At 69.8% G+C, this 18956-nt stretch carries 16 protein-coding genes; 11 read left to right on the top strand and 5 right to left on the bottom strand.

Annotated features, from left to right (window positions below):
• Positions 1-149: 149 nt before the first annotated feature.
• From R1Z03_RS13690 to R1Z03_RS13700, 3 genes are all read left to right on the top strand, one after another.
• Positions 150-6131, top strand: coding sequence for an MG2 domain-containing protein (locus R1Z03_RS13690; protein WP_317351751.1), 5982 nt, complete (start codon positions 150-152; stop codon positions 6129-6131).
• Between the two features lie 30 nt (positions 6132-6161).
• On the top strand, positions 6162-6509 hold the full coding sequence (locus tag R1Z03_RS13695; RefSeq protein ID WP_317351753.1) for an STY0301 family protein: 348 nt from the start codon (positions 6162-6164) through the stop codon (positions 6507-6509).
• A 265-nt stretch (positions 6510-6774) separates the two neighbouring features.
• The gene (locus tag R1Z03_RS13700) at positions 6775-7749 is read left to right on the top strand and encodes a TRAP transporter substrate-binding protein (protein ID WP_317351755.1); all 975 of its coding nucleotides are present in this window, start codon (positions 6775-6777) and stop codon (positions 7747-7749) included.
• A 49-nt stretch (positions 7750-7798) separates the two neighbouring features.
• Here R1Z03_RS13700 and R1Z03_RS13705 read toward each other — a convergent pair whose 3' ends face one another.
• A complete protein-coding gene (locus tag R1Z03_RS13705; RefSeq protein WP_317351757.1) occupies positions 7799-8209 on the bottom strand; it encodes a hypothetical protein in 411 nt (136 codons plus the stop codon).
• Positions 8210-8317: 108 nt separating this feature from the next.
• On the opposite strand from R1Z03_RS13705, the gene R1Z03_RS13710 reads away from it, so the two are divergent.
• Entirely contained in the window at positions 8318-9211 is an 894-nt protein-coding gene (locus tag R1Z03_RS13710; protein ID WP_284429025.1) for a LysR substrate-binding domain-containing protein, read from the top strand.
• 28 nt (positions 9212-9239) lie between these two features.
• Here the strand turns inward: R1Z03_RS13710 and R1Z03_RS13715 are convergent, their stop codons facing one another.
• Positions 9240-9671: a TerB family tellurite resistance protein gene (locus R1Z03_RS13715; RefSeq protein ID WP_284408449.1), complete on the bottom strand. Its 432-nt coding sequence runs from the start codon at positions 9669-9671 to the stop codon at positions 9240-9242.
• Positions 9672-9729: 58 nt separating this feature from the next.
• Positions 9730-9906 (bottom strand): hypothetical protein, encoded by a 177-nt coding sequence (locus tag R1Z03_RS13720; protein ID WP_284429024.1) that lies wholly within the window; start codon positions 9904-9906, stop codon positions 9730-9732.
• Between the two features lie 230 nt (positions 9907-10136).
• On the opposite strand from R1Z03_RS13720, the gene R1Z03_RS13725 reads away from it, so the two are divergent.
• On the top strand, positions 10137-10478 hold the full coding sequence (locus R1Z03_RS13725; protein WP_317351761.1) for an HPF/RaiA family ribosome-associated protein: 342 nt from the start codon (positions 10137-10139) through the stop codon (positions 10476-10478).
• 172 nt (positions 10479-10650) lie between these two features.
• The gene (locus R1Z03_RS13730; RefSeq protein ID WP_272564504.1) at positions 10651-11139 is read left to right on the top strand and encodes a nuclear transport factor 2 family protein; all 489 of its coding nucleotides are present in this window, start codon (positions 10651-10653) and stop codon (positions 11137-11139) included.
• 69 nt (positions 11140-11208) lie between these two features.
• Here the strand turns inward: R1Z03_RS13730 and R1Z03_RS13735 are convergent, their stop codons facing one another.
• Together R1Z03_RS13735 and R1Z03_RS13740 are read right to left on the bottom strand one after the other, a co-directional pair.
• Entirely contained in the window at positions 11209-11703 is a 495-nt protein-coding gene (locus R1Z03_RS13735) for a T6SS effector amidase Tae4 family protein (RefSeq protein ID WP_284429022.1), read from the bottom strand.
• On the bottom strand, positions 11700-12071 hold the full coding sequence (locus R1Z03_RS13740; protein ID WP_284408452.1) for a Rap1a/Tai family immunity protein: 372 nt from the start codon (positions 12069-12071) through the stop codon (positions 11700-11702). Before R1Z03_RS13740 ends, R1Z03_RS13735 begins: the two co-directional genes overlap by 4 nt.
• Before the next feature lie 624 nt (positions 12072-12695).
• Here R1Z03_RS13740 and pbpC point away from each other — a divergent pair.
• From pbpC to R1Z03_RS13765, 5 genes are all read left to right on the top strand, one after another.
• A complete protein-coding gene (gene pbpC / locus R1Z03_RS13745; protein ID WP_317360369.1) occupies positions 12696-15005 on the top strand; it encodes a penicillin-binding protein 1C in 2310 nt (769 codons plus the stop codon).
• 94 nt (positions 15006-15099) lie between these two features.
• Positions 15100-15960 (top strand): DMT family transporter, encoded by an 861-nt coding sequence (locus tag R1Z03_RS13750; protein ID WP_317360370.1) that lies wholly within the window; start codon positions 15100-15102, stop codon positions 15958-15960.
• A 190-nt stretch (positions 15961-16150) separates the two neighbouring features.
• Positions 16151-17311 carry an alpha-hydroxy acid oxidase gene (locus tag R1Z03_RS13755; protein ID WP_284405867.1) on the top strand — a complete coding sequence of 387 codons (1161 nt, stop codon included), beginning with the start codon at positions 16151-16153 and terminating at the stop codon, positions 17309-17311.
• A gap of 256 nt (positions 17312-17567) precedes the next feature.
• A complete protein-coding gene (locus R1Z03_RS13760) occupies positions 17568-18401 on the top strand; it encodes a MipA/OmpV family protein (RefSeq protein ID WP_317351768.1) in 834 nt (277 codons plus the stop codon).
• 1 nt (position 18402) lies between these two features.
• On the top strand, positions 18403-18912 hold the full coding sequence (locus R1Z03_RS13765) for a hypothetical protein (RefSeq protein ID WP_317351771.1): 510 nt from the start codon (positions 18403-18405) through the stop codon (positions 18910-18912).
• Positions 18913-18956: the final 44 nt, after the last annotated feature.

Genomic DNA, 18956 nt, shown 5'->3' on the forward strand with positions numbered 1-18956 from the left:
ATTCTCACGGAGGGAGCGGGCTGGGCGGTGTAGGCCATTTACAACTGCGTCACTGCGCTGGTGGTTCGCCGCCTGCCGATGGGCTACGCTGCCGGGTTCGAACGGGTACCGGTCCGGTGGGTCGGCCCGTCGCCGTTTTTGCAAAAGCCATGACAACAACAACGCATTCCTTCCGCGCCCTGGCGCTGGCCGTGGCCCTCGGCGCGGCCGCGCAGGCCCACGCGCTGTCCATCATCAGCTTCTCGCCCCAGGGCGAGGTGTCCCGCGTCCGGCAGGCGGTGGCCAAGTTCGACGGCCCGGCGGTCAATTTCGGCGACCCCAAGGCCCCGGCCCCGCTCTCCGTGAGCTGCTCCGACGCCGAAGCCGGCCAGGGCACGGGCCGCTGGACCAGCGAGCGCGAATGGGTCTACGACTTCAAGGGCGACCTGCCGCCCGGCGTGCGCTGCACGGCCCAGGTGAAGTCGGGGTTCAAATCGGCCGCCGGCGCCGAGCTGTCGGGCGCGAAGAGCTATGCATTCAATACCGGCGGCCCGTACGTCCAGAACATCCGCCCCGGCACCTACCAGCCCATCGACGAAGAGCAGTTCTTCATGCTGCAGTTGAACGGCCCGGCGACCCTGGCCAGCGTGCAGGCCAACGTCTGGTGCGTGGCCGATGGCGTGGGCGAGCGGGTTCCGGTGCGCCTGATCGAAGGCGCCCAGCGCGAGGGGCTGCTGGCCTCCCAGGGCCTGGACAAGACAGCCGCCAAGGAGCCGCTCAAATACGTCACCCTGGCCTGCAACCGGCGGTTGACCTCGGGCGGGCGGGTGCAACTCGTCTTCGGCAAGGGCGTGGCCACGCCGAGCGGCGTCGGCAACACCATCGAAAAGCGCTACGAGTACAAGGTCCGTGAGCCCTTCGCCGCCGATTTCCGCTGCGAGCGCGAGAACGCCCAGTCGGCCTGCCTGCCGATCCGCCCGATGTTCCTGTCGTTCAACGCACCCGTGCCGCGCAAGCTGGCCGAGGCGGTGCGCCTGCGCTCGGACAAGGAAACGCTCAAGCCCCGGATCGACGGTGAGGGCGATGGCGACACCGTGGTGAACGGCGTGCGCTTCGACCCGCCCTTCACGGCGCAGACGGCCTTCACAGTGCAATTGCCCAAGGACTTCAAGGACGCCTCGGGCCGCACGCTGCGCAATGCCGACAGCTTCCCGCTCAAGGTGGGAACGGGGGCCATGCCGCCCCTGGCCAAGTTCGCTGCCTCGCCATTCGGCGTGGTGGAGCGCTATGCGGAGGGCCCCAAGGAGCCCGCCTTGCTGCCCGTGACCTTGCGCAACGTCGAGGCCGCGCTCAAGGTCCAGGGCCTGGAGGCCGGCAAGCCCGCCGATGGCGCGGCGCCCGCCAAGGTGAGCACCCTGCAGCCCGGCAGCGACGCCGACATCATTGCCTGGTACCGCAAGGTGCGCCGCTACGACGGCTACCTCGTGAGCCGCAAGAGCGTCCGCCGCGACGTGAAGGGCGCGCTGCCCGCTGCGCTGGAGAGCGACAGCAGCGAGTACGTGCAGTCGCGCATGGTCTCGCTGCTGTCCGGCCAGGGCGGCGTGAAGACGCTGGACCTGCCCAAGCCGGTCAACAACGACCCGCGGCCCTTCGAGGTGGTGGGCATTCCGCTGCCCACGGGCTTCCATGTGGTGGAGATCGCCTCGCCGCTGCTCGGCAAGTCGCTGCTGGACGAACGCCACGGCGAAGGCCGCACCATGTACGTGCGCACTTCGGCGCTGGTGACCAACCTGGGCGTGCATTTCAAGCTCGGCCGGGAGAATTCGGCCGCCTGGGTGACCACGCTGGACAAAGGCCAGGTGGTGGCGGGTGCCAAGGTGCGCGTGTCCGACTGCAACGGCCGCGAACTGGCCACGGGCACCACCAACGCGCAGGGCGTGGCGCTGTTCGAGGGCCTCTCGCCCGAGCCTCCATCGTGCCAGGGTGACGATGGCGGCGAGCAGGCCTACTTCGTGAGTGCGCGCGCTCCGGGCGCCGATGGCGCGCAGGACATGGCCTTCACCTGGAGCGACTGGCAGCGCGGCATCGAGCCCTGGCGCTTCAACCTGCCCACCAGCATGGAACCCCGCCCCGACGAGCGGGCCCACACCGTGTTCGACCGCACGCTGCTGCGTGCCGGCGAAACCGTGTCGATGAAGCACCTGCTGCGCACCGAGAACCGCAAGGGCTTCGGCCTGCCGGACGAGCAGCCCGACACCCTGGTCATCACCCACGTGGGCAGCGGCCAGCAATACACGCAGGACCTCACCTGGCGCAAGACCGCCACGGGTGGCCTGAGCGCCGAGAACACCTTCGCCGTGCCCCCCGCCGCCAAGCTCGGCGTATACCAGGTGCAGCTGCAGGGTGGCTCGCACAGCCGCAACAGCTTCGAATCGGGCCAGTTCCGGGTCGAGGAGTTCCGCCTGCCGGTGCTGGAAGGCCGCATCACGCCCACCGACAAGAAGCCCCTGGTGCGCGTGCGCTCGGTGCCCACCGACGTGCAGGTGAACTACGTGGCCGGTGGCGGCGCCGCCAACCTGCCCGTGCGCGTGTCGGCGCTGGTGCGCGGGAAATCCGCCCAGTGGAGCGATTTCGACGCCTTCAGCTTCATGCCCCCCAACCAGCGCGGCACGCAGTCGCAAAGCCACAGCGACGACGAAGAGGCGGCCGCCGGCCAGGACGCCCGCGTCATCGCCGACAAGCTCGCGCTGACGCTGGACAAGAACGGGGCCGGCAAGCTGGCCATCGACAACGTGCCCCTGGCGCGCCGGCCACAGGAGCTGGTGCTGGAGGCCACCTACGCCGACCCGAGCGGCGAGGTGCAGACGCTGCGCAGCACGCAGACCCTGTGGCCCGCCGCCGTGGTGGCCGGCATCAAGACCGAAGGCTGGGTCTCCGCCGCGCAGAAGATCCGCTTCCAGGCGCTCGCGCTGGGGCTGGACGGCAAGGTGCAGGAGGGCGTTCCACTGCAGGTGCAGGCCATCGCCCGCATCACCACCACCAGCCGCAAGCGCATGGTGGGCGGCTTCTACAGCTACGACAACAAGACCGAAACCAAAGACCTGGGCACCGTCTGCACGGGCAAGAGCGATTCGCGCGGCCTGCTGCTGTGCGAGACCAAGCTCGAAGAAGCCGGTGAAGTGGAGCTGGTGGCCACCGCGCGCGACAAGGACGGCAACACGTCCGAGGCAGCCTCGTCCGTCTGGGTCACGCGCCAGGGCGAGATCTGGTTCGGCGGCGAAGACCACGACCGCATCGACCTGCTGCCCGAAAAGAAAACCTACCAGCCCGGCGAGACCGCTAAGCTGCAGGTGCGCATGCCGTTTCGCCAGGCCACGGCGCTGGTGAGCGTGGAGCGCGAAGGCATCATCGACACGCGCGTGGTGCAGCTTAACGGCCAGGACCCGACCGTGCAGGTCAAGATCGAGGAGGGCTGGGGCCCCAACGTCTATGTGAGCGTGCTGGCCCTGCGCGGCCGCCTGCGCGAGGTGCCGTGGTACAGCTTCTTCACCTGGGGCTTCAAGGCGCCGACCGAGTGGTGGAGCGCCTTCTGGTACGAGGGCAAGGAATACGTCGCGCCCACCGCCATGGTCGATCTGTCCAAGCCGGCCTACCGCCTGGGCGTGGCCGAGATCCGCGTGGGCACGCAGGCCCACCAGATCCAGGTGAAGGTGGTGGCCGACAAGGAAAGCTACCCCGTGCGCGGCAAGGCGCAGGTCACCATCACCGCCACGCTGCCCGGTGGCAAGCCCGCGGCCGGCGCCGAGGTGGCCCTGGCCGCCGTGGACCAGGCGCTGCTGGAGCTGATGCCCAACACCAGCTGGAACCTGCTCGATGCCATGCTGCAGCGCCGCTCCTGGGGCGTTCAGACCTCCACCGCGCAGATGGAAATCATCGGCCGGCGCCATTACGGCCGCAAGGCCGTGCCAGCGGGCGGCGGGGGCGGCCACAGCCAGGCGCGCGAGTTGCTCGACACGCTGCTGCTGTGGCAGCCCGCGATCCAGCTCGATGCCAACGGCCAGGCCAAGGTGACCGTGCCGCTCAACGATGCACTCACCACGTTCAAGATCGTGGCCGTCGCCGATGCCGGCACGGGCCTGTTCGGCACCGGCGCGACCCAGATCCGCGCCACGCAGGACCTGCAGATCATCAGCGGCCTGCCGCCGCTGGTGCGCGAGGACGATCAGTTCCGCGCCCAGATCACCCTGCGCAACACGACCCAGGCCGCGATGAAGGTGGAGGTGGCCGCCCGCGCCACCCTGCTGCAGCTGGACAAGCAGAGCGTGGACATCCCGCCCGGCGAATCCCGCGAGGTGGCCTGGACCGTGACCGCCCCCGCGCAGCTGGCGCAGACGCGCACCGAGGCGATCCTGTGGGAGATCGAAGCCCGTGACACCGCGGGCGCCAACGGCGCGCGCGACGCGCTCAAGGCCACCCAGCGCATCATCCCCGCGGTGCCGCTCACGGTGCAGCAGGCCACGCTGGTGCAGGTGGATGGCAGCTTCAACCTGGACGTGAACCCGCCGGCCGATGCGCTGCCGGGCCGCGGCGGGCTGAAGATGTCGCTGCAGCCCAAGCTGGCCGAAGGCCTGCCCGGCGTGCGCGACTGGTTCGCCAACTACCCCTTCGCCTGCCTGGAGCAAAAGACCAGCAAGGCCGTGGGCCTGCGCGACGGCACGCTGTGGCAGACCGTGGTGGCGCAATTGCCCACCTACCTGGACGCCGATGGCCTGGCCAACTACTTCCCGCCCCAGGCCGGCAGCGCCAACCGGGGCAGCGACACGCTCACGGCCTACCTGCTGTCGGCGGCGCACGAAGCCGCCAACCTGCACCCCGAGTTCGCCCTGCCGGACGAGGCCCGTGCCGCCATGGAGCGCGGTCTGACCGCGTTCGTGGAAGGGCGCATCCAGCGCGACTTCTGGAGTCCGCGCAAGGATCTGGACATGCGCAAGATCGCGGCCATCGAGGCGCTGTCGCGCTACGGCAAGGCCTCCGGCCGCATGCTGGGCAGCGTCACCATCGCGCCCAACCAGTGGCCCACGCACACGGTGATCGACTGGCTGAACATCCTCAAGCGCGTGAACGACGTGCCCCAGCGCGACCAGCGGCTGGCCGAGGCCACGCAGGTGCTGAAGGCCCGCCTGAGCTACCAGGGCACCAAGCTCATCTTCAGCACCGAGCGCGACGACTATTGGTGGTGGCTGATGCAGAACGGTGACGTCAACACCGCCCGCCTCATGCTCGCGGTGATGGACGACCCGGCCTGGAAGGACGACATGGGTCGCCTGGCCAACGGCTTCATCAGCCGCCAGCAGAACGGCGCATGGCACACCACCACCGCCAACCTGTGGGGCGGACTGGCGCTGGAGAAGTTCAGCGCCAAGTTCGAGGCCACGCCCGTCGCGGGCGTCACCCGCGCGGCCCTGGGCAGTGGCAACGCCAGCGTGGACTGGGCGAAGGTCGAGCGCGTGAAGGCGAGCGACGCCACGGGCGCGGCACACCAGACCACCTGGTTCGGCGCACCCGCATCGCCCGGCAACTTCAAGAACAACAGCATGTTCCTGCCCTGGTCGCCCACGGGCGGCAAGGAGAACCTGGCGGTCACCCACCAGGGCACCGGCAAGCCGTGGCTCACGCTGCAGTCGGTCGCGGCCATCCAGCTCAAGGCGCCGTTCGCGGCCGGCTACGCCATCAAGAAGACCATCACCCCGGTCGAGCAGGCCGTGCCCGGCAAGTACACCCGCGGCGACGTGCTGCGCGTGACGCTGGAGGTGAACGCCAGCGCCGACATGACCTGGGTGGCCCTGACCGACCCGATCCCGGGCGGCGCCACCATCCTGGGCAGCGGCCTGGGGCGCGATTCCGAGATCGCCACGCAGGGCGAGAAGCGCTCGGGCAGCGCCTGGGCGGCCTTCGAGGAGCGCAGCTTCGAGGCCTACCGCAGCTACTACGAGTACCTGCCCAAGGGCACCATCAAGGCGGAATACACCGTGCGGCTGAACAACGTGGGCGACTTCGCGCTGCCCCCGAGCCGCGTGGAAGCCATGTACGCGCCCGAGATGTTCGGCGAGACGCCCAACGCCCGGGTGAAGGTGGAAGCCGCCGCCCGCTGAGCGGGCTGTGCGCGCTGCACACGATTGCCCATGCCATGGGCCCGGCCGATCCTGGGTGTGCTGCTGTTCGCCGCAGCCAACGGCGGCGTGCCGACCTCGCAGGCCGCCGGGGTCTGTCCAGCGCAACCCGGCCAGCCCTTGCGGCAGGTCGATGTGTTCGACGGCCCGGTCGAAGATCTGGCGACCCTGGTGCCCGGCGTCGCGAAGGAGCGCGCGGGGCACTGGCAGCTCGGGTACGTGTATGCGGCGGGGCGCACCGTCAACGTGCGCTGCCATTACGCCGATGCGCACACGGTGGATGTTGAATTGACCCAGAAAGTGGAACGCTGCGACTACCGCATCGACGCCCGCAAGACGCTCGATCTGCGCTGCAAGTAAGCCGTTCCATGAAGCCGTTCGAGAAGCCGGCGCGGCAGCGGTCAGCGCCCGGGCTATCACATCCTGCTACGCTCGCCAACTGCCCCTTTCGAGCGGTTGTGGTTTGCCCGTCGCACCTCCCGTGCGAAGCGCTTGCTACGGCTGAGCCCCCCTCGGAGAATGCGCAGGCCATGCCGGCGCGCCCCCAGCGAAATGCGCTGCCAGGGCACGATGCCGTGCTGGCGGACAGGCATTTTTCGAACACTTGGGGGACACGATGCGCAAGATGAATTTTCCGATGCTTGCATCGGCGGCGGTGATGGCCATGGCGGCGTCGGTACCCGCGGGGGCCCAGACGCCGCTGCGGGCCTGGAACACCCACCCCGACGGCTACCCGGTCACCGAGGCGATGAAAAGCTTCATCAGCGAGGTGGAAGCCTCCACCCAGGGCCGCTACACCATCAAGCTGTTTTCCGATGCGGTGCTGGGCGATCAGGGCAAGGCGGTCACGATGATGAAGGCCGGCGAGATCGACCTGGCCGAATTCAACCTGGGCCCGCTGGCCGAGGCCGCACCGGGCCTGCAGGCGTTCAACCTGCCCTTCCTGTTCGGCGATGCCGCCCACATGTTCCGCTACCTCGACGGCGCTATGGGCGAGCGCCTGTCCGAGAAGCTGAAGGCCTCCGGCTTCGTGGTCCTGGGCTGGTACAACGGCGGCGCGCGCTCGTTCTACTGCGCCAACAAGCCGATCACCCGGCGCGAAGACCTGGCCGGCCAGCGGGTGCGCGTGCAGCAGTCGGAAACCTCCATCGAGATGGTGAAGCTGCTCGGCGCCAACCCCGTGGTCGTCCCCTACAAGGAAGTGCTCGACAGCTTTCGCAACGGCACCATCGATTGCGCCGAGGGCAACCTGGTCTCCTACGAATCGACCGGCCACTACAAGCTGGCCAAATACATGCTGCTGGACCAGCACACCATCTCGCCCGAGGCCCTGGTGGTGTCCACCAAGCTCTGGAACCGGCTGAGCGCGCAGGACCAGCAGGCTTTCCAGAAAGCGGGCAAGGCCTCCGCCGTGCTGATGCGCAACCTGTGGGAAAAGCGGGTGGTCTCGGCCCGTGCGAATGTGGCCAGGGAAGGCGTGCAGTTCGTGACTGTGTCCGACTTCTCTCCCTATGTGCGCCGCATGGCGCCGCTGTACAAGAAGTACACCGACAACCCCGACGTCCGGGGCGATCTGCTCACCATCATCTCCAACCAGTGAGCACCGCCCGGCCCCCGGCGCAGGGCGCCCGGGGCCGGGCTCGGGCCTGTTACTGGACGACCGTGGCGCGCGGCGTGCCGTGCACGGTCCGCCGGCCCTTGAGCAGCGCGATCAGAACGTGGACCCCGAGGGCCACCGCCAGCAAGATCAAGGCGCCCAGGCCCCACAAGGCCCAGGCCAGCACGGTCACGGCGCCGGCCAAAGCGGGCACGGTGTCCAGCGCCGCCTGAACCATCGGGCCGGCGGAGGCGATCATGGCCGCCAACTCCCGGGCCAGCTCGGGCGGTATCCAGCCCCTGATCCACTCCGGCAGCACCACGGCATTCATGGCAGACGTGCCTCCGGCCAGCGCGCCTGCGCTGGACACCGCCCAGACCGCCATGGCATGCATGCCCCAGCAGGCCAGCGACCAGAGAGCGAGAAGCGATAGAGAGAGAAACCAGCTGATGGCATAAAACATGGAGGTTGTCCTTTCGAATGGGCGAGCGCCCAGTATGGCTATGGCGGCATTCGATGGACACCAGCTTTTATCGAACATAGCATTCGGTTTTTCCGATCCGGGGGCCGCATGTTGAACTACCGCCATCTCTACTATTTCTGGATGGTCGCCAAGGAAGGCGGCTTCGCCCGCGCCGCGGACCGCCTGGAGATGGCGGTGCAGACCATCAGCGCGCAGGTGCGGGATCTGGAAAAGGACCTGGGCCACCAGTTGCTCAAGCCCTTGGGCCGAGGCATGGTGCTGACCGAGGCGGGCCAAGCAGCCTATGCGCGGGCGGAAGAGATCTTCCAGTTGGGGCAGGGCATTCCCGACGAGGTGCGGGAGGCGGCCAGCGCCAAGGTCGCCCGGCTGTCGGTGGGGTTGTCGGACGGCATTTCCAAGCTGGCGGCGCATGCCCTGCTGGAGCCGGTGCTCGCCACGCCCCACCTTCGCCTGGTGTGCCACGAGGGCGAGTTCGACGAGCTGCTGTCCGAGCTGGCCCTGCACCAGTTGGACGTGGTGCTGGCCGGGCAGGCCGCGCCGCGCAATCCCACCCAGCGCCTGACCAGCGAGCGGATCGCGCGGTCCACGCTGCAGTGGTATGGGCCGGCCTCGCTGGTCAGGAAACACGCGCGCGACCGGTTCCCCCAGTCGCTGCAGGACCTTCCCGTGCTGTTGCCCACGTCCCATTCGCCGTTGCGGTCCACGCTGGACCATTGGTTCGAGGACATTGGCGTGCGGCCCCAGGTGGTGGGTGAGTTCGAAGACAGCGCGCTGCTCGCGGTCTTCGCGGCCCGCGGGCTCGGGGTGTTCCCCGTGAGCCAGCTGGGCGCGCAGGACGTGGGGCTGGTGCGGGGCCTGCGCCTGCTGGGCGATTGCCCTGATATCGGCGAGGAAGTGCACGCCATCTGGTCGCGGCGCGGGCAGCACCATCCGCTGGTGCGCCAGATGGTCGCGGCGGCCCACGCGGTGGCCGCGGCCTAGCCTTCGGCGGGCCCGTGCGCGGCCCGGTTCAAAGGCCGGCTGCGACCGGCGCGGCCTTGGGCGCATCGGATGCCTCGCCCATGCGCCAGTGCTTGAGTGCGGCTTCCATGATCCAGGCCTCGGCGGCCGCCAGGTGGTGGTCCGCGGTCGCCGCCGTGCAGGCGAAGTGCAGCACGCGCTGCTGCAGTTCGGGTTCGGTCACCTCGGCCATCAGGGCGGCCAGGGCCGCTTCGTCGAGGTTGCCGGTCAGCAGGCGGCGCTCGCGCGCCCCCATCAGCAGGTCTTCGCACAGCGCGTGCAGCACCTGGGCGAAGTCGCCGGGCGCCAAGCCGAGTTCGCCTTCGATGTCCAGCCGCTGCAGGGCGTCCGTTTCCGAACGGCTGACGTGGCCGTCCGAGATCAGCAGCAGGCCGACGATCCGGGCCGCTGCTTCGGGGCTGTTGGTGGGGTAGCTGCGCATGGGGGTGTTCCTTTGTGAAGTGTTGTGGGGGCGAACGGTGTTGGGCGAGCAGGCCGCGTCAATCGCGGTAGCGGCGGTGGCGCGTCGGCTGCGCAGGGTGTGCGGCGTCGATCCGCACGGGAACGCGCACCGGTGCACGCAACGCGCCGCTGCCGTGCGACACCTGCTGCAGCCAAAGCAGGGCCCGGGCGCGCAGGGAGGAGAGCAGGTGGGAGACAAGGGGCAATGGCTTCATGGGGCGATTCATCGGGGTTTCCTGTGGTGGTAACAGCCTTGAATGTGCGGCCGGGTGGCCAATGGAAGAAGCAGGTTTTCTGAGATGGCTGCATCGGTTTACCCGAAACCTTGGGACTGACGGGCTCGCTGCAAGGCAGCAGGTTTTTCAGAGGGTGTTGGCAGGGGAAAACTGCTGTGTCCCTGCAGGCGCGCGGGCTAAGGTGACTGCTCCAACGAAGGAGAACGCTGATGCAGATTTTTTTCCAGTCCCGCCATCCCGAAGCCACCGCGATGCGCGATACCGTCGATCGCCGCGTGCGGTTCGTGCTCCGGCGCCTGAGTGCGCAGGTGCCGCGTGCCGACATTCAGCTGGCCGACGTGAACGGTCCCCGGGGCGGGGTGGACAAGCGCTGCCGGATCGAGCTGCGCACCGACGGCGCGGGCCCCGTGGTGGTCTCGTCGGTGGCCAGGGACTGGCGCACCGCGCTCGACGAAGCCCTGGCCCGCGCGGCCCGGCATGTGCTGCGCGTGTGGCGCCGCGCGAACGCGGCCCGCAGGCCGAGCCGGCGCTTGCCTGAGATCGGCCCATGACGGGCTGCCGGAGAGCCTTGGGGCTATACCCTACCGCGCGCCGTTCGGCTCGGGCGCTGAGCAAATTTGAGGATTGAAACATTGCCTCACCACAAAGATCGACAAGCCTGCGCCGCCGGCGCGGCCGACAGATATAAATCCGCCGTGTCCATCGATTCTGAAAGGGAGTTTCATGAAGCAACTATTGGCCCGCTGCGTTCTCGCGGCGGCGATCGTTCTGCCGGTGGCGGCCCACGCCCAGGTGCCGGTGGTGGAGCAGCCGGACCATGAGCAACTGCTCATGAGCCACGACTGGCGGCTGGCGTGGAACAAGCGACTGGTCTACAACTTCTGGCGCGAGGTGTTCGAGGCGGGCCACATGGACCTGGCGCCCAAGTACATGGCCGAAGACTACATCCAGCACAACCCCACGGTGGCCACGGGCCGCGCGGCCTTCATCGCCTTTTTCTCGCAGTTCGTGCCGCCCACGCCCATCGAGCCGCGCGTGAAGGCGCCTTTGGTGGCGATCACGGCCGAAGGCGACAAGGTCATTCTGAGCTTCGTGCGCGAAATGACGGACCCGCAGGACCCGACCAAGAAATACACGACGACCTGGTTCGACATGTTCCGCATCGAGAACGGCAAGATCGCCGAGCACTGGGACGCGGCCACCAAGAACTGACGACGCGGTCGCCACGACGGACCCCGGGCGCGGCACGCGGCCACGCAAAGTGGCCCGCGCTGCCGCCCGTCAGTCCAGCGGCCAGAACCAGATTTCCTTGGAGTCGAAATAGCAGGCCGAGCTGCAGACGGCCGCCGCGTTGGTGGACTCCACCAGATCGATGTGGCCGCCGTTGTAGCTGGCCATCTTCCAGAAGAAGATCACGCCGCGCTTTCCCTGGATCTTTGCCTGCACGTTGTCGGGCGTGAGGATCTGCGGGTAGCCCAGTACGCCGCGCTGCATGAGTTGGTCGGCCAGCAATTTCGCGCCCGGCTCCACGAACCGGCCTTTGAGCGGGCCCTCCTTGATCTTCAGGCGCCCGGTGATGCCGGTGCCCGACTTCAGCAGCGCCAGGCTCATGCGGACCGCGCAGGTGTTTTCGTAGCCGGCGTTCTGCCGCTTCAGCTGGCCCATGTCGTATCCGATCTCGCGGTACACGCTGTCGCCGTCCATGAATCGGGCCGGCTGCATGCGGTCGGAGGAATAGTGGTGGGACTTGAGGTTCTCGAAGATGGGCTTGGTCAACGCGGGCTCCGGCAGGGGAATTGCTTGGACAGGATGGCGACCAGGGTTTTGGAGGCGCGTTGCTGCAGGGCTGGGCCTTCGACCTTCTTCAGCTCGGTGAACAGGCGCTCGTCGATGGTGATGGTCTTGAGCGTGGGGTAGCCGCACCACGCACGCCCCTCGGTGGCGTCGAGCACGCCCGTGAGGTAGAGCTCGGCCTGCTGCCGCACCTGCGGAGTCTGGCTGAGGTAGGCCTGCCGGAAATCGTCCGTCGTGATCTGCGTGTTGTTGATCATCGCGTTCTGCGTGGTGGGCAGCGGGGCCGACAGGCGCGGCGGCATGGCTTGGGCGAACGCGGCGCTGCCGGCCAGGCCGGCGGCGGTTGCCATGGCAGCGGCCAGGAAGCGGGGTGCGGTAAAGCAAGGCAAAGCAGTGGCCTTTCAAAGGGGTGGTGCGCAGGTGCGGGGCGTGTGCCGCACGGTTCAGAAGGGCGCATGGAGGGCCCGCCAGCGCAGCGCGGGCTGCGGCCCGGAGCGTGGCGAACATGAAAGCGGGAGGTCCCCTGGGGCATGGCACCAAGGCCCGCCGGAGAGGACCCGCCAGCTGGCTCCGTGACCAATGCCGGAGCGAAGTGGCGTTGCGCCAAAGGTTACACGAGGGTGCGGCGCGATGCGCGAAAGTCCCCAGGGTCCGTTCGGGTCCTGCGCGGCGCGCGGCGGCTTCTGCGCGAGAATCGGAAGGGCCCGCCCTGCGTCTGCGATCCGGGGTGTGGCCATCGCCCGGTGCAACGCCGGGTGGAACGGCGTCACGGGAGGAGGCGACAATCCCCGGTCGCCGCCGGCCTGCGGGCTGGCCTCTGCTCTCCTGTTCTCCGACCCATCCTCCTTCTTCCCATGCCCATGGACTTTCTCGCGGTAGTGCGCAGCATCGCCACCTGGCGTCGCAATGGGCGGGGCCGCCGCGAGGCCTGCACCGGTATCGGCACCGCCACCGTCCGCCATGGCGCAGTGGCCGTGGGGCGGGTGCTGCTCGCGCTGGGTCTGGCCGGCATCGCCGCCCCGGCCGCCTGGGCCTTGCCCACCTTCAACGAGGTGCGTGCGGACTATCGCCCCTCCGACACGCTGGTGCTCTCGCGCGAGGGCGAGGTGCTGCAGCGCCTGCGCACCGATGCCACCGTGCGGCGCGGCCAGTGGGTGCCGCTGGCCGAGGTGTCGCCCGCGCTGCGCACGGCGCTGCTGCTCAGCGAGGATAAGCGCTTTTACGAGCACAGCGGCGTGGACTGGCGCGCGGTGTCGGCCGCCGCCTGGGGCAACCTGTGGAACCAGCGCACGCGCGGCGCCAGCACGCTCACCATGCAATTGGCCGGCCTGCTCGACGGCGACTGGCGCCAGGGCGCGGGCGGGCGCAGCGTGGTGCAAAAGCTGGGGCAGACCGTGGCTGCCCAGGTGCTGGAGCGGCGCTGGCGCAAGGACCAGGTGCTGGAGGCTTACCTCAACCTGGTGCCGTTTCGCGGCGAGATTGTGGGCATCGACGCGCTCTCGCGCACGCTGTTCGGCAAGGCCGCGCACGGGTTGGACGAGCGCGAGGCCGCGGTGGCCGCCGCGCTGGTGCGCGCCCCCAATGCCCGGCCCGCCCTGGTCGCGCAGCGCGCCTGCGGGGTGCTGCGCGAGATGCAAAAGCCCGTGGTGCCGTCCTGCGATGCGCTGGACCTGTTCACCACCGCCGCGCTGCAGCGCCGGGCCTTCGACGGCGCCGATGGCGTGGCCCCGCACTTCGCGCGCTACCTGCTGCGCCAGCCCGTGGCGGCCCAACCGGTGCCTTCGGACGCCCCGGCCGCGGATGCCGCGCCGGCGCGCCGCGAGCGCGTCACCTCCACCCTGAGCGCACCGCTGCAGCGCTTTGCGGTGCAGACGCTGCACCAGCACCTGCGCGAGCTTCGGGGCCGCAGCGTGGAGGACGGCGCCGTGGTGGTGCTGGACAACGCCACGGGCGAGGTGCTGGCGTGGGTGGGATCGTCCGGCGCTTTGAGCCAGGCCGGCGAGGTGGACGGCGTGCTGGCCCCGCGCCAGCCGGGCTCCACGCTCAAGCCGTTCCTGTACGCGCAGGCGTTCGCCGAGCAGCGCCTGACGGCGGCGTCCCTCGTCGAGGATTCGAGCGCGCACATCCCGACAGCCAGCGGGCTCTACATTCCGCAGAACTACGACCGCCAGTTCAAGGGCTGGGTGTCCGCGCGCACGGCGCTGGCGGCGTCGCTCAACGTGCCGGCGGTGCGCACGCTGGTCATGGTGTCGCCCGATGCCTTCTTTCGCCAGCTGCGCGCGTTGGGGCTGCCGCTGCGCGAGAGCGGCGACTATTTCGGCTACAGCCTGGCCCTGGGCAGCGCCGAGGTGCCGCTGCTGCACCTGGCCAACGCCTACCGGGCGCTGGCCAACGGCGGGCGCTACGGGCCGGTGGCCGTGACGCCCGTGCAGCGGGGCGCCGGTGTACCGCGCGCGGCCACGCCGGCGGCGCCGGCGATGGACCCACGCGCCGCCTTCCTGGTGGGCGACATCCTGTCGGACGGCAATGCCCGCGCGCGCACCTTCGGCACCGACAGCGTGCTGGCCACCCGCTTCTGGACCGCCGTGAAGACCGGCACCAGCAAGGACATGCGCGACAACTGGGCGCTGGGCTGGTCGCGCCGCTACACGGTGGGCGTGTGGGTGGGCAACGCGAGCGGCGCGCCCATGCACGACGTGAGCGGCACCAGCGGCGCCGCGCCCGTGTGGGCCGAGATCATGGGCTGGCTGCACCGCGCCGGCGCGGGCGTGCGCAGCCGCCCGCCCGCACCGCCCGAGGGGCTGGTGCAGGCGGCCGTGCGCTTCGGCCCCGAGCCCGGCGGCGCGCGCCTGATCGAAAGCGCGCGGCAGGAGTGGTTCATCGCCGGCACGCAGCAGCCCCTTTTTGCTATCGATAACGTAGCAGAACAGCCAATGAAAACCCTGGCGTCCGGCCCAAATCGCTCCAACCCGGCCGCCAGCGCACCCGAAGACGGCTTGCAGGCGCCGTCGCCGCGCATCCTCTCGCCCGCGCCCGGCACCATCGTGGCGCTGGACCCGGACATTCCGCCCGACCGCCAGCGGCTGCAGTTCGCGGCGACCCCGGCGCAGCCCCAGGCGCACGCCGGCCTGCGCTGGCGCATCGACGGCCGGGTGCAGGGCCGGGGCGCGCAGTGGGCGTGGCTCCCGTGGCCCGGGCGGCACCGGGTGGAGCTGCTGGACGGCGGCGGGCAGGTGCTGGACACGATCAGCCTCGAAGTGCGGGGCGCAGGACTCAAGAAATGACACCATGCTTTGCGTTCGGCGCCTGTGCGGCGCTCCCCGGCGGCCGGTGCGCGCGGCGCTGCCGGGCGCCGGCCGCGGCGTGCGGGAGGGCGGCATGACCGCCATCGCGCCGCTGCTCTTCGTCGTCATCTGGTCCACGGGCTTCCTGGTGGGGCGGGGCGTGTCGGCGCATGCCGATCCGTTCTGGTTCCTGGCCGTGCGCTTCATCGGCGTGGCCGTGCTCTTCGGCGCGGCCGCCCTGTGGGCGCGCGTGCCGTGGCCGCGCGGGCCGCGCCGCATCGCGCTGCACCTGGTGGCCGGGGCGCTCATGAGCGGCCTGTACGTGGGGCCGAGCTGGTGGGCCATGGCGCAGGGCCTGCCCTCGGGCGTGATGGCGCTGATCGGTGCGCTGCAGCCGCTGTTCACCGCGCTCATCGCCGTCACCTTGCTGGGTGGGCGCCTGCGGGCCGCCACCTGGGCGGGCCTCGCGCTGGGCTTCAGCGGCGTGGCGATGGTGCTGTGGCCGCGGCTGGCGGTCAGTGCCGGGGCGGCCGGGCTGACGCTGCCGGTGCTGCTCGCGGCGGCCGGGAGCATCCTGGCGCTCACGGTGGGATCGATGGTGCAGAAGTCGCCGCTGGCCGCTGGCGACCTGCGCAGTGCCAGCGCGGTGCAGAACGTGGGGGCCGTCACGGTGCTGGTGTTCATGGCGCTGGTCTTTGGCGAGCCGCGCTGGGACGGCTCGCTGCTGCTGTGGGGCTACCTGGCCTATGCCGTGCTGGTGCTGTCCATCGGCGGCGCAACGCTGCTGATCTGGCTCATGCGCCACGGCGAGGCCACGCGCACCGCGGCGCTGGTGCTGGCCGTGCCGCCGCTGTCGGCGCTGCAGGCGTGGTGGATCTTCGGCGAGACGCTCACCGGCCTGCAGGTCGTGGGCTTCGTTGTCGCCATTCTGGGCGTGGCGCTGGCGCGCCGTTAGGCCACCCGGCGGGGCAGGGGCCGGGCAGGGCCCGCGCGTGCGGCCCGTCAAAAAATCTCAGGGGCCGGGGAAAAGTCTTCAGCACCCGTCCGGCGGGGCCGCCGCTACGATGCCCGTGCGCCGCGCTATCCCTTCGCCGTGGAGGGGCGTGGCTTTCCCCATCCCATAAAAACACCCAGGAGCGTTTCCCTTGGCCGACCTGTCCAAAATCACCTGCATCGAAGACCTGCGCGTTGTCGCCAAGCGCCGCGTGCCGCGCATGTTCTACGACTACGCCGATTCGGGTTCCTACACCGAGAGCACCTACCGCGCCAACAGCGAAGACTTCCAGCGCATCAAGCTGCGCCAGCGCGTGGCGGTCAACATGGAAGGCCGCACCACGCGCACGCGGATGGTCGGGCAGGAGACGGCCATGCCCGTGGCGATCGCGCCCACGGGGCTCACGGGCATGCAGCATGCCGACGGCGAGATCCTGGGCGCGCGAGCAGCCAAGGCGTTCGGCGTGCCGTTCACGCTGTCCACCATGAGCATCTGCTCGCTGGAGGACGTCTCCACGCACGCCGGGCCGGGATTCTGGTTCCAGGTGTACGTGATGCGCGACCGCGATTTCATCGAGCGCCTGATCGACCGCGCCAAGGCGGCGGGCGTGTCGGCGCTGCAGCTCACGCTGGACCTGCAGATCCTCGGCCAGCGGCACAAGGACATCAAGAACGGCCTGTCCACGCCGCCCAAGCCCACGGTGGCGAACCTGCTCAACCTGGCGACCAAGCCGCGCTGGTGCCTGGGCATGCTGGGCACGCAGCGGCGCAGCTTCGGCAACATCGTGGGCCATGCCAAGGGCGTGGGCGATCTGTCGTCGCTGTCGTCGTGGACGGCCGAGCAGTTCGATCCGCAGCTCAACTGGCGCGACGTGGAGTGGATCAAGAAGCGCTGGGGCGGCAAGCTCATCCTCAAAGGAATCATGGACGCCGAGGACGCCCGCCTGGCCGTCGCCAGCGGTGCCGATGCGCTGATCGTCAGCAACCACGGCGGCCGCCAGCTCGACGGCGCGCCCTCGTCGATCCACGCGCTGCCGGCCATCGTCGAGGCGGTGGGCCAGGAGATCGAGGTGTGGATGGACGGCGGCATCCGCGGCGGGCAGGACGTGCTGAAAGCCTGGGCGCTGGGCGCGCGCGGCACGCTCATCGGTCGCAGCTTCCTGTACGGGCTGGGTGCGTTCGGCGAGGCCGGGGTGACCCGCGCGCTGCAGATCATCCAGAAGGAACTGGACGTGACCATGGCCTTTTGCGGCCACACGGACATCCACCGCGTGGACCGCTCGATCCTGCTGCCGGGCACCTATCCGGTGTGAGGCGCGCGGCGGGCCGCTGCCTGCCGCTGGGGCTCGCCAGTGGCGTTTGGAGCGAAAAAGGGCTCCAGCGCATGTTTCACTAGGGCATATTGCTATAAAAAATATAGCTGTATGCCCCCTGCGCCGGCGGGCGCTCGCCGGCCTCTCTGGTTTTGTGCCGGCACACCGGCGTTTTCGCGGCGGGAAGGGCGCCCAGTAAGTCGCCGGTAATGCGGGCGCGCCGAACATCGGTTTTTCAGCAACCCTGTTCCCGCCCATGACCCTCGCCCTCACGCCCCTCAAGAAATGCCCGCGCGCCTGCCTGGGCGCCGCCACCGCCACCCTGTGCCTCCTGGCCGCGGCGCAAGCCGCCGCACAGGAGCGGTCCACCGACGCCGCATCCGCCGCCGGTGCGCCGGGCGCTGCGTCCAGCTGGGGCATCGGCATCGGTGCCTCGGCCGTGCGGCGCCCCTACGCGGGGGCGGAGAGCAAGAACATCGCCGTGCCGCTGCTGTTCTACGAGAGCCGCTGGCTTCGCGTCAGCGGCGCCACGGCCGACGTCAAGCTGCTGCAAAAGGAGTTCGGCCCCCAGAGCAGCATTGGCCTGACGGGGCGTCTCAAGTACGAGGATGGCGGTTACGAGGCCGGCGATTCGCCCCGGCTCGCCGGCATGGCCGACCGCGATGGCAGTGTGTGGGGCGGCGCGGCCGTCACCTGGAACACCGGTTTCGCCCGCGTTTCGGGCGAATGGCTGTCCGACCTGTCCAGCAAAAGCAAGGGCCAGAAACTGCAGCTGCAGGTGGACCGGCGGTTCGGATTCGGCAGCTTCGGGCTGACGCCCCGGGTGCAGGCGCAGTGGCTCGACGAAAAATACGTGGACTACTACTTCGGCGTGCGGGCCAACGAGGCGCAGCCCGGCCGCGCGCAGTACACCGGCAAGGCAGCCACCACGATGGAGGTGGGGCTGCGGCTGGACTACGCGATCCGGCCCCGGCAGACGGTGTTCCTGGACGTCAGCGCGACGAGCCTGCCCGACGAGATCAAGAACAGTCCCATCGTGGGGCGCTCGAGCATGTCGCGCGCCACCGTCGGCTACATCCACCGGTTCTGAGATGCGTGGCGCTGCGCGCATTCCCGGCGGGCCTGTGCCGGGCGGGCCGGCCTTCGGGCCGGGCAGCGGCCTGCCCTGGGGGCGATCCCCTGGCCGGGCGTGCGCGCGTCGGGGCCGGCGCGGCGGGCCGAAGGGCTTTTCCGAGGAGGTCTTCGACGACTACGTGGCAGACTTTCGCCGCTTCCTGGACGACGCCCTGGCCGCCGAGCCCTGTGGCCCGGCGCGGCATCTGCGGGCCTACCTGCGCGCCATGGGGGCGAGCCTGGCGGCCCTGCGAAGCCACCAGCGCCGGGCGGTGGCCGCCGTGCTCGGCGATCCGCGGTATCCGGCGATCTGGTCGGATTTCGTCGAGGAGATGTGCGCCACGGATTCGGTGGACCTCGCCACGCACAGGGTGTGCCGGTATGCCATCGAAGGCCTGCGGCTCGATCTCGTGCAGGGGCGGGGGTCCGGCGATGGCAGCAGCATCGGGACCCTGGTGGACCGGCTGCTGTCGCTGACGGTCCGCTGATTTTCGAGGCCTGCGCCGCGCGCAGGCCGCCAGGCTTTTTTGGA

It is taken from the genome of Acidovorax sp. BLS4, from assembly GCF_032929295.1.
GTDB lineage: Bacteria > Pseudomonadota > Gammaproteobacteria > Burkholderiales > Burkholderiaceae_C > Paracidovorax.

Bases quoted from the DNA above. Each gene is read 5' to 3' on its own strand.
- R1Z03_RS13695 (WP_317351753.1), top strand. From the start codon at position 6,162: ATGCCATGGGCCCGGCCGATCCTGGGTGTGCTGCTGTTCGCCGCAGCC.
- R1Z03_RS13705 (WP_317351757.1), bottom strand. From the start codon at position 8,209: ATGTTTTATGCCATCAGCTGGTTTCTCTCTCTATCGCTTCTCGCTCTC.
- R1Z03_RS13760 (WP_317351768.1), top strand. From the start codon at position 17,568: ATGACCCTCGCCCTCACGCCCCTCAAGAAATGCCCGCGCGCCTGCCTG.
- R1Z03_RS13740 (WP_284408452.1), bottom strand. From the start codon at position 12,071: ATGGCAACCGCCGCCGGCCTGGCCGGCAGCGCCGCGTTCGCCCAAGCC.
- R1Z03_RS13700 (WP_317351755.1), top strand. From the start codon at position 6,775: ATGAATTTTCCGATGCTTGCATCGGCGGCGGTGATGGCCATGGCGGCG.
- R1Z03_RS13690 (WP_317351751.1), top strand. From the start codon at position 150: ATGACAACAACAACGCATTCCTTCCGCGCCCTGGCGCTGGCCGTGGCC.
- R1Z03_RS13720 (WP_284429024.1), bottom strand. From the start codon at position 9,906: ATGAAGCCATTGCCCCTTGTCTCCCACCTGCTCTCCTCCCTGCGCGCC.
- R1Z03_RS13710 (WP_284429025.1), top strand. From the start codon at position 8,318: ATGTTGAACTACCGCCATCTCTACTATTTCTGGATGGTCGCCAAGGAA.
- R1Z03_RS13730 (WP_272564504.1), top strand. From the start codon at position 10,651: ATGAAGCAACTATTGGCCCGCTGCGTTCTCGCGGCGGCGATCGTTCTG.
- R1Z03_RS13765 (WP_317351771.1), top strand. From the start codon at position 18,403: ATGCGTGGCGCTGCGCGCATTCCCGGCGGGCCTGTGCCGGGCGGGCCG.
- R1Z03_RS13725 (WP_317351761.1), top strand. From the start codon at position 10,137: ATGCAGATTTTTTTCCAGTCCCGCCATCCCGAAGCCACCGCGATGCGC.
- R1Z03_RS13750 (WP_317360370.1), top strand. From the start codon at position 15,100: ATGACCGCCATCGCGCCGCTGCTCTTCGTCGTCATCTGGTCCACGGGC.
- R1Z03_RS13715 (WP_284408449.1), bottom strand. From the start codon at position 9,671: ATGCGCAGCTACCCCACCAACAGCCCCGAAGCAGCGGCCCGGATCGTC.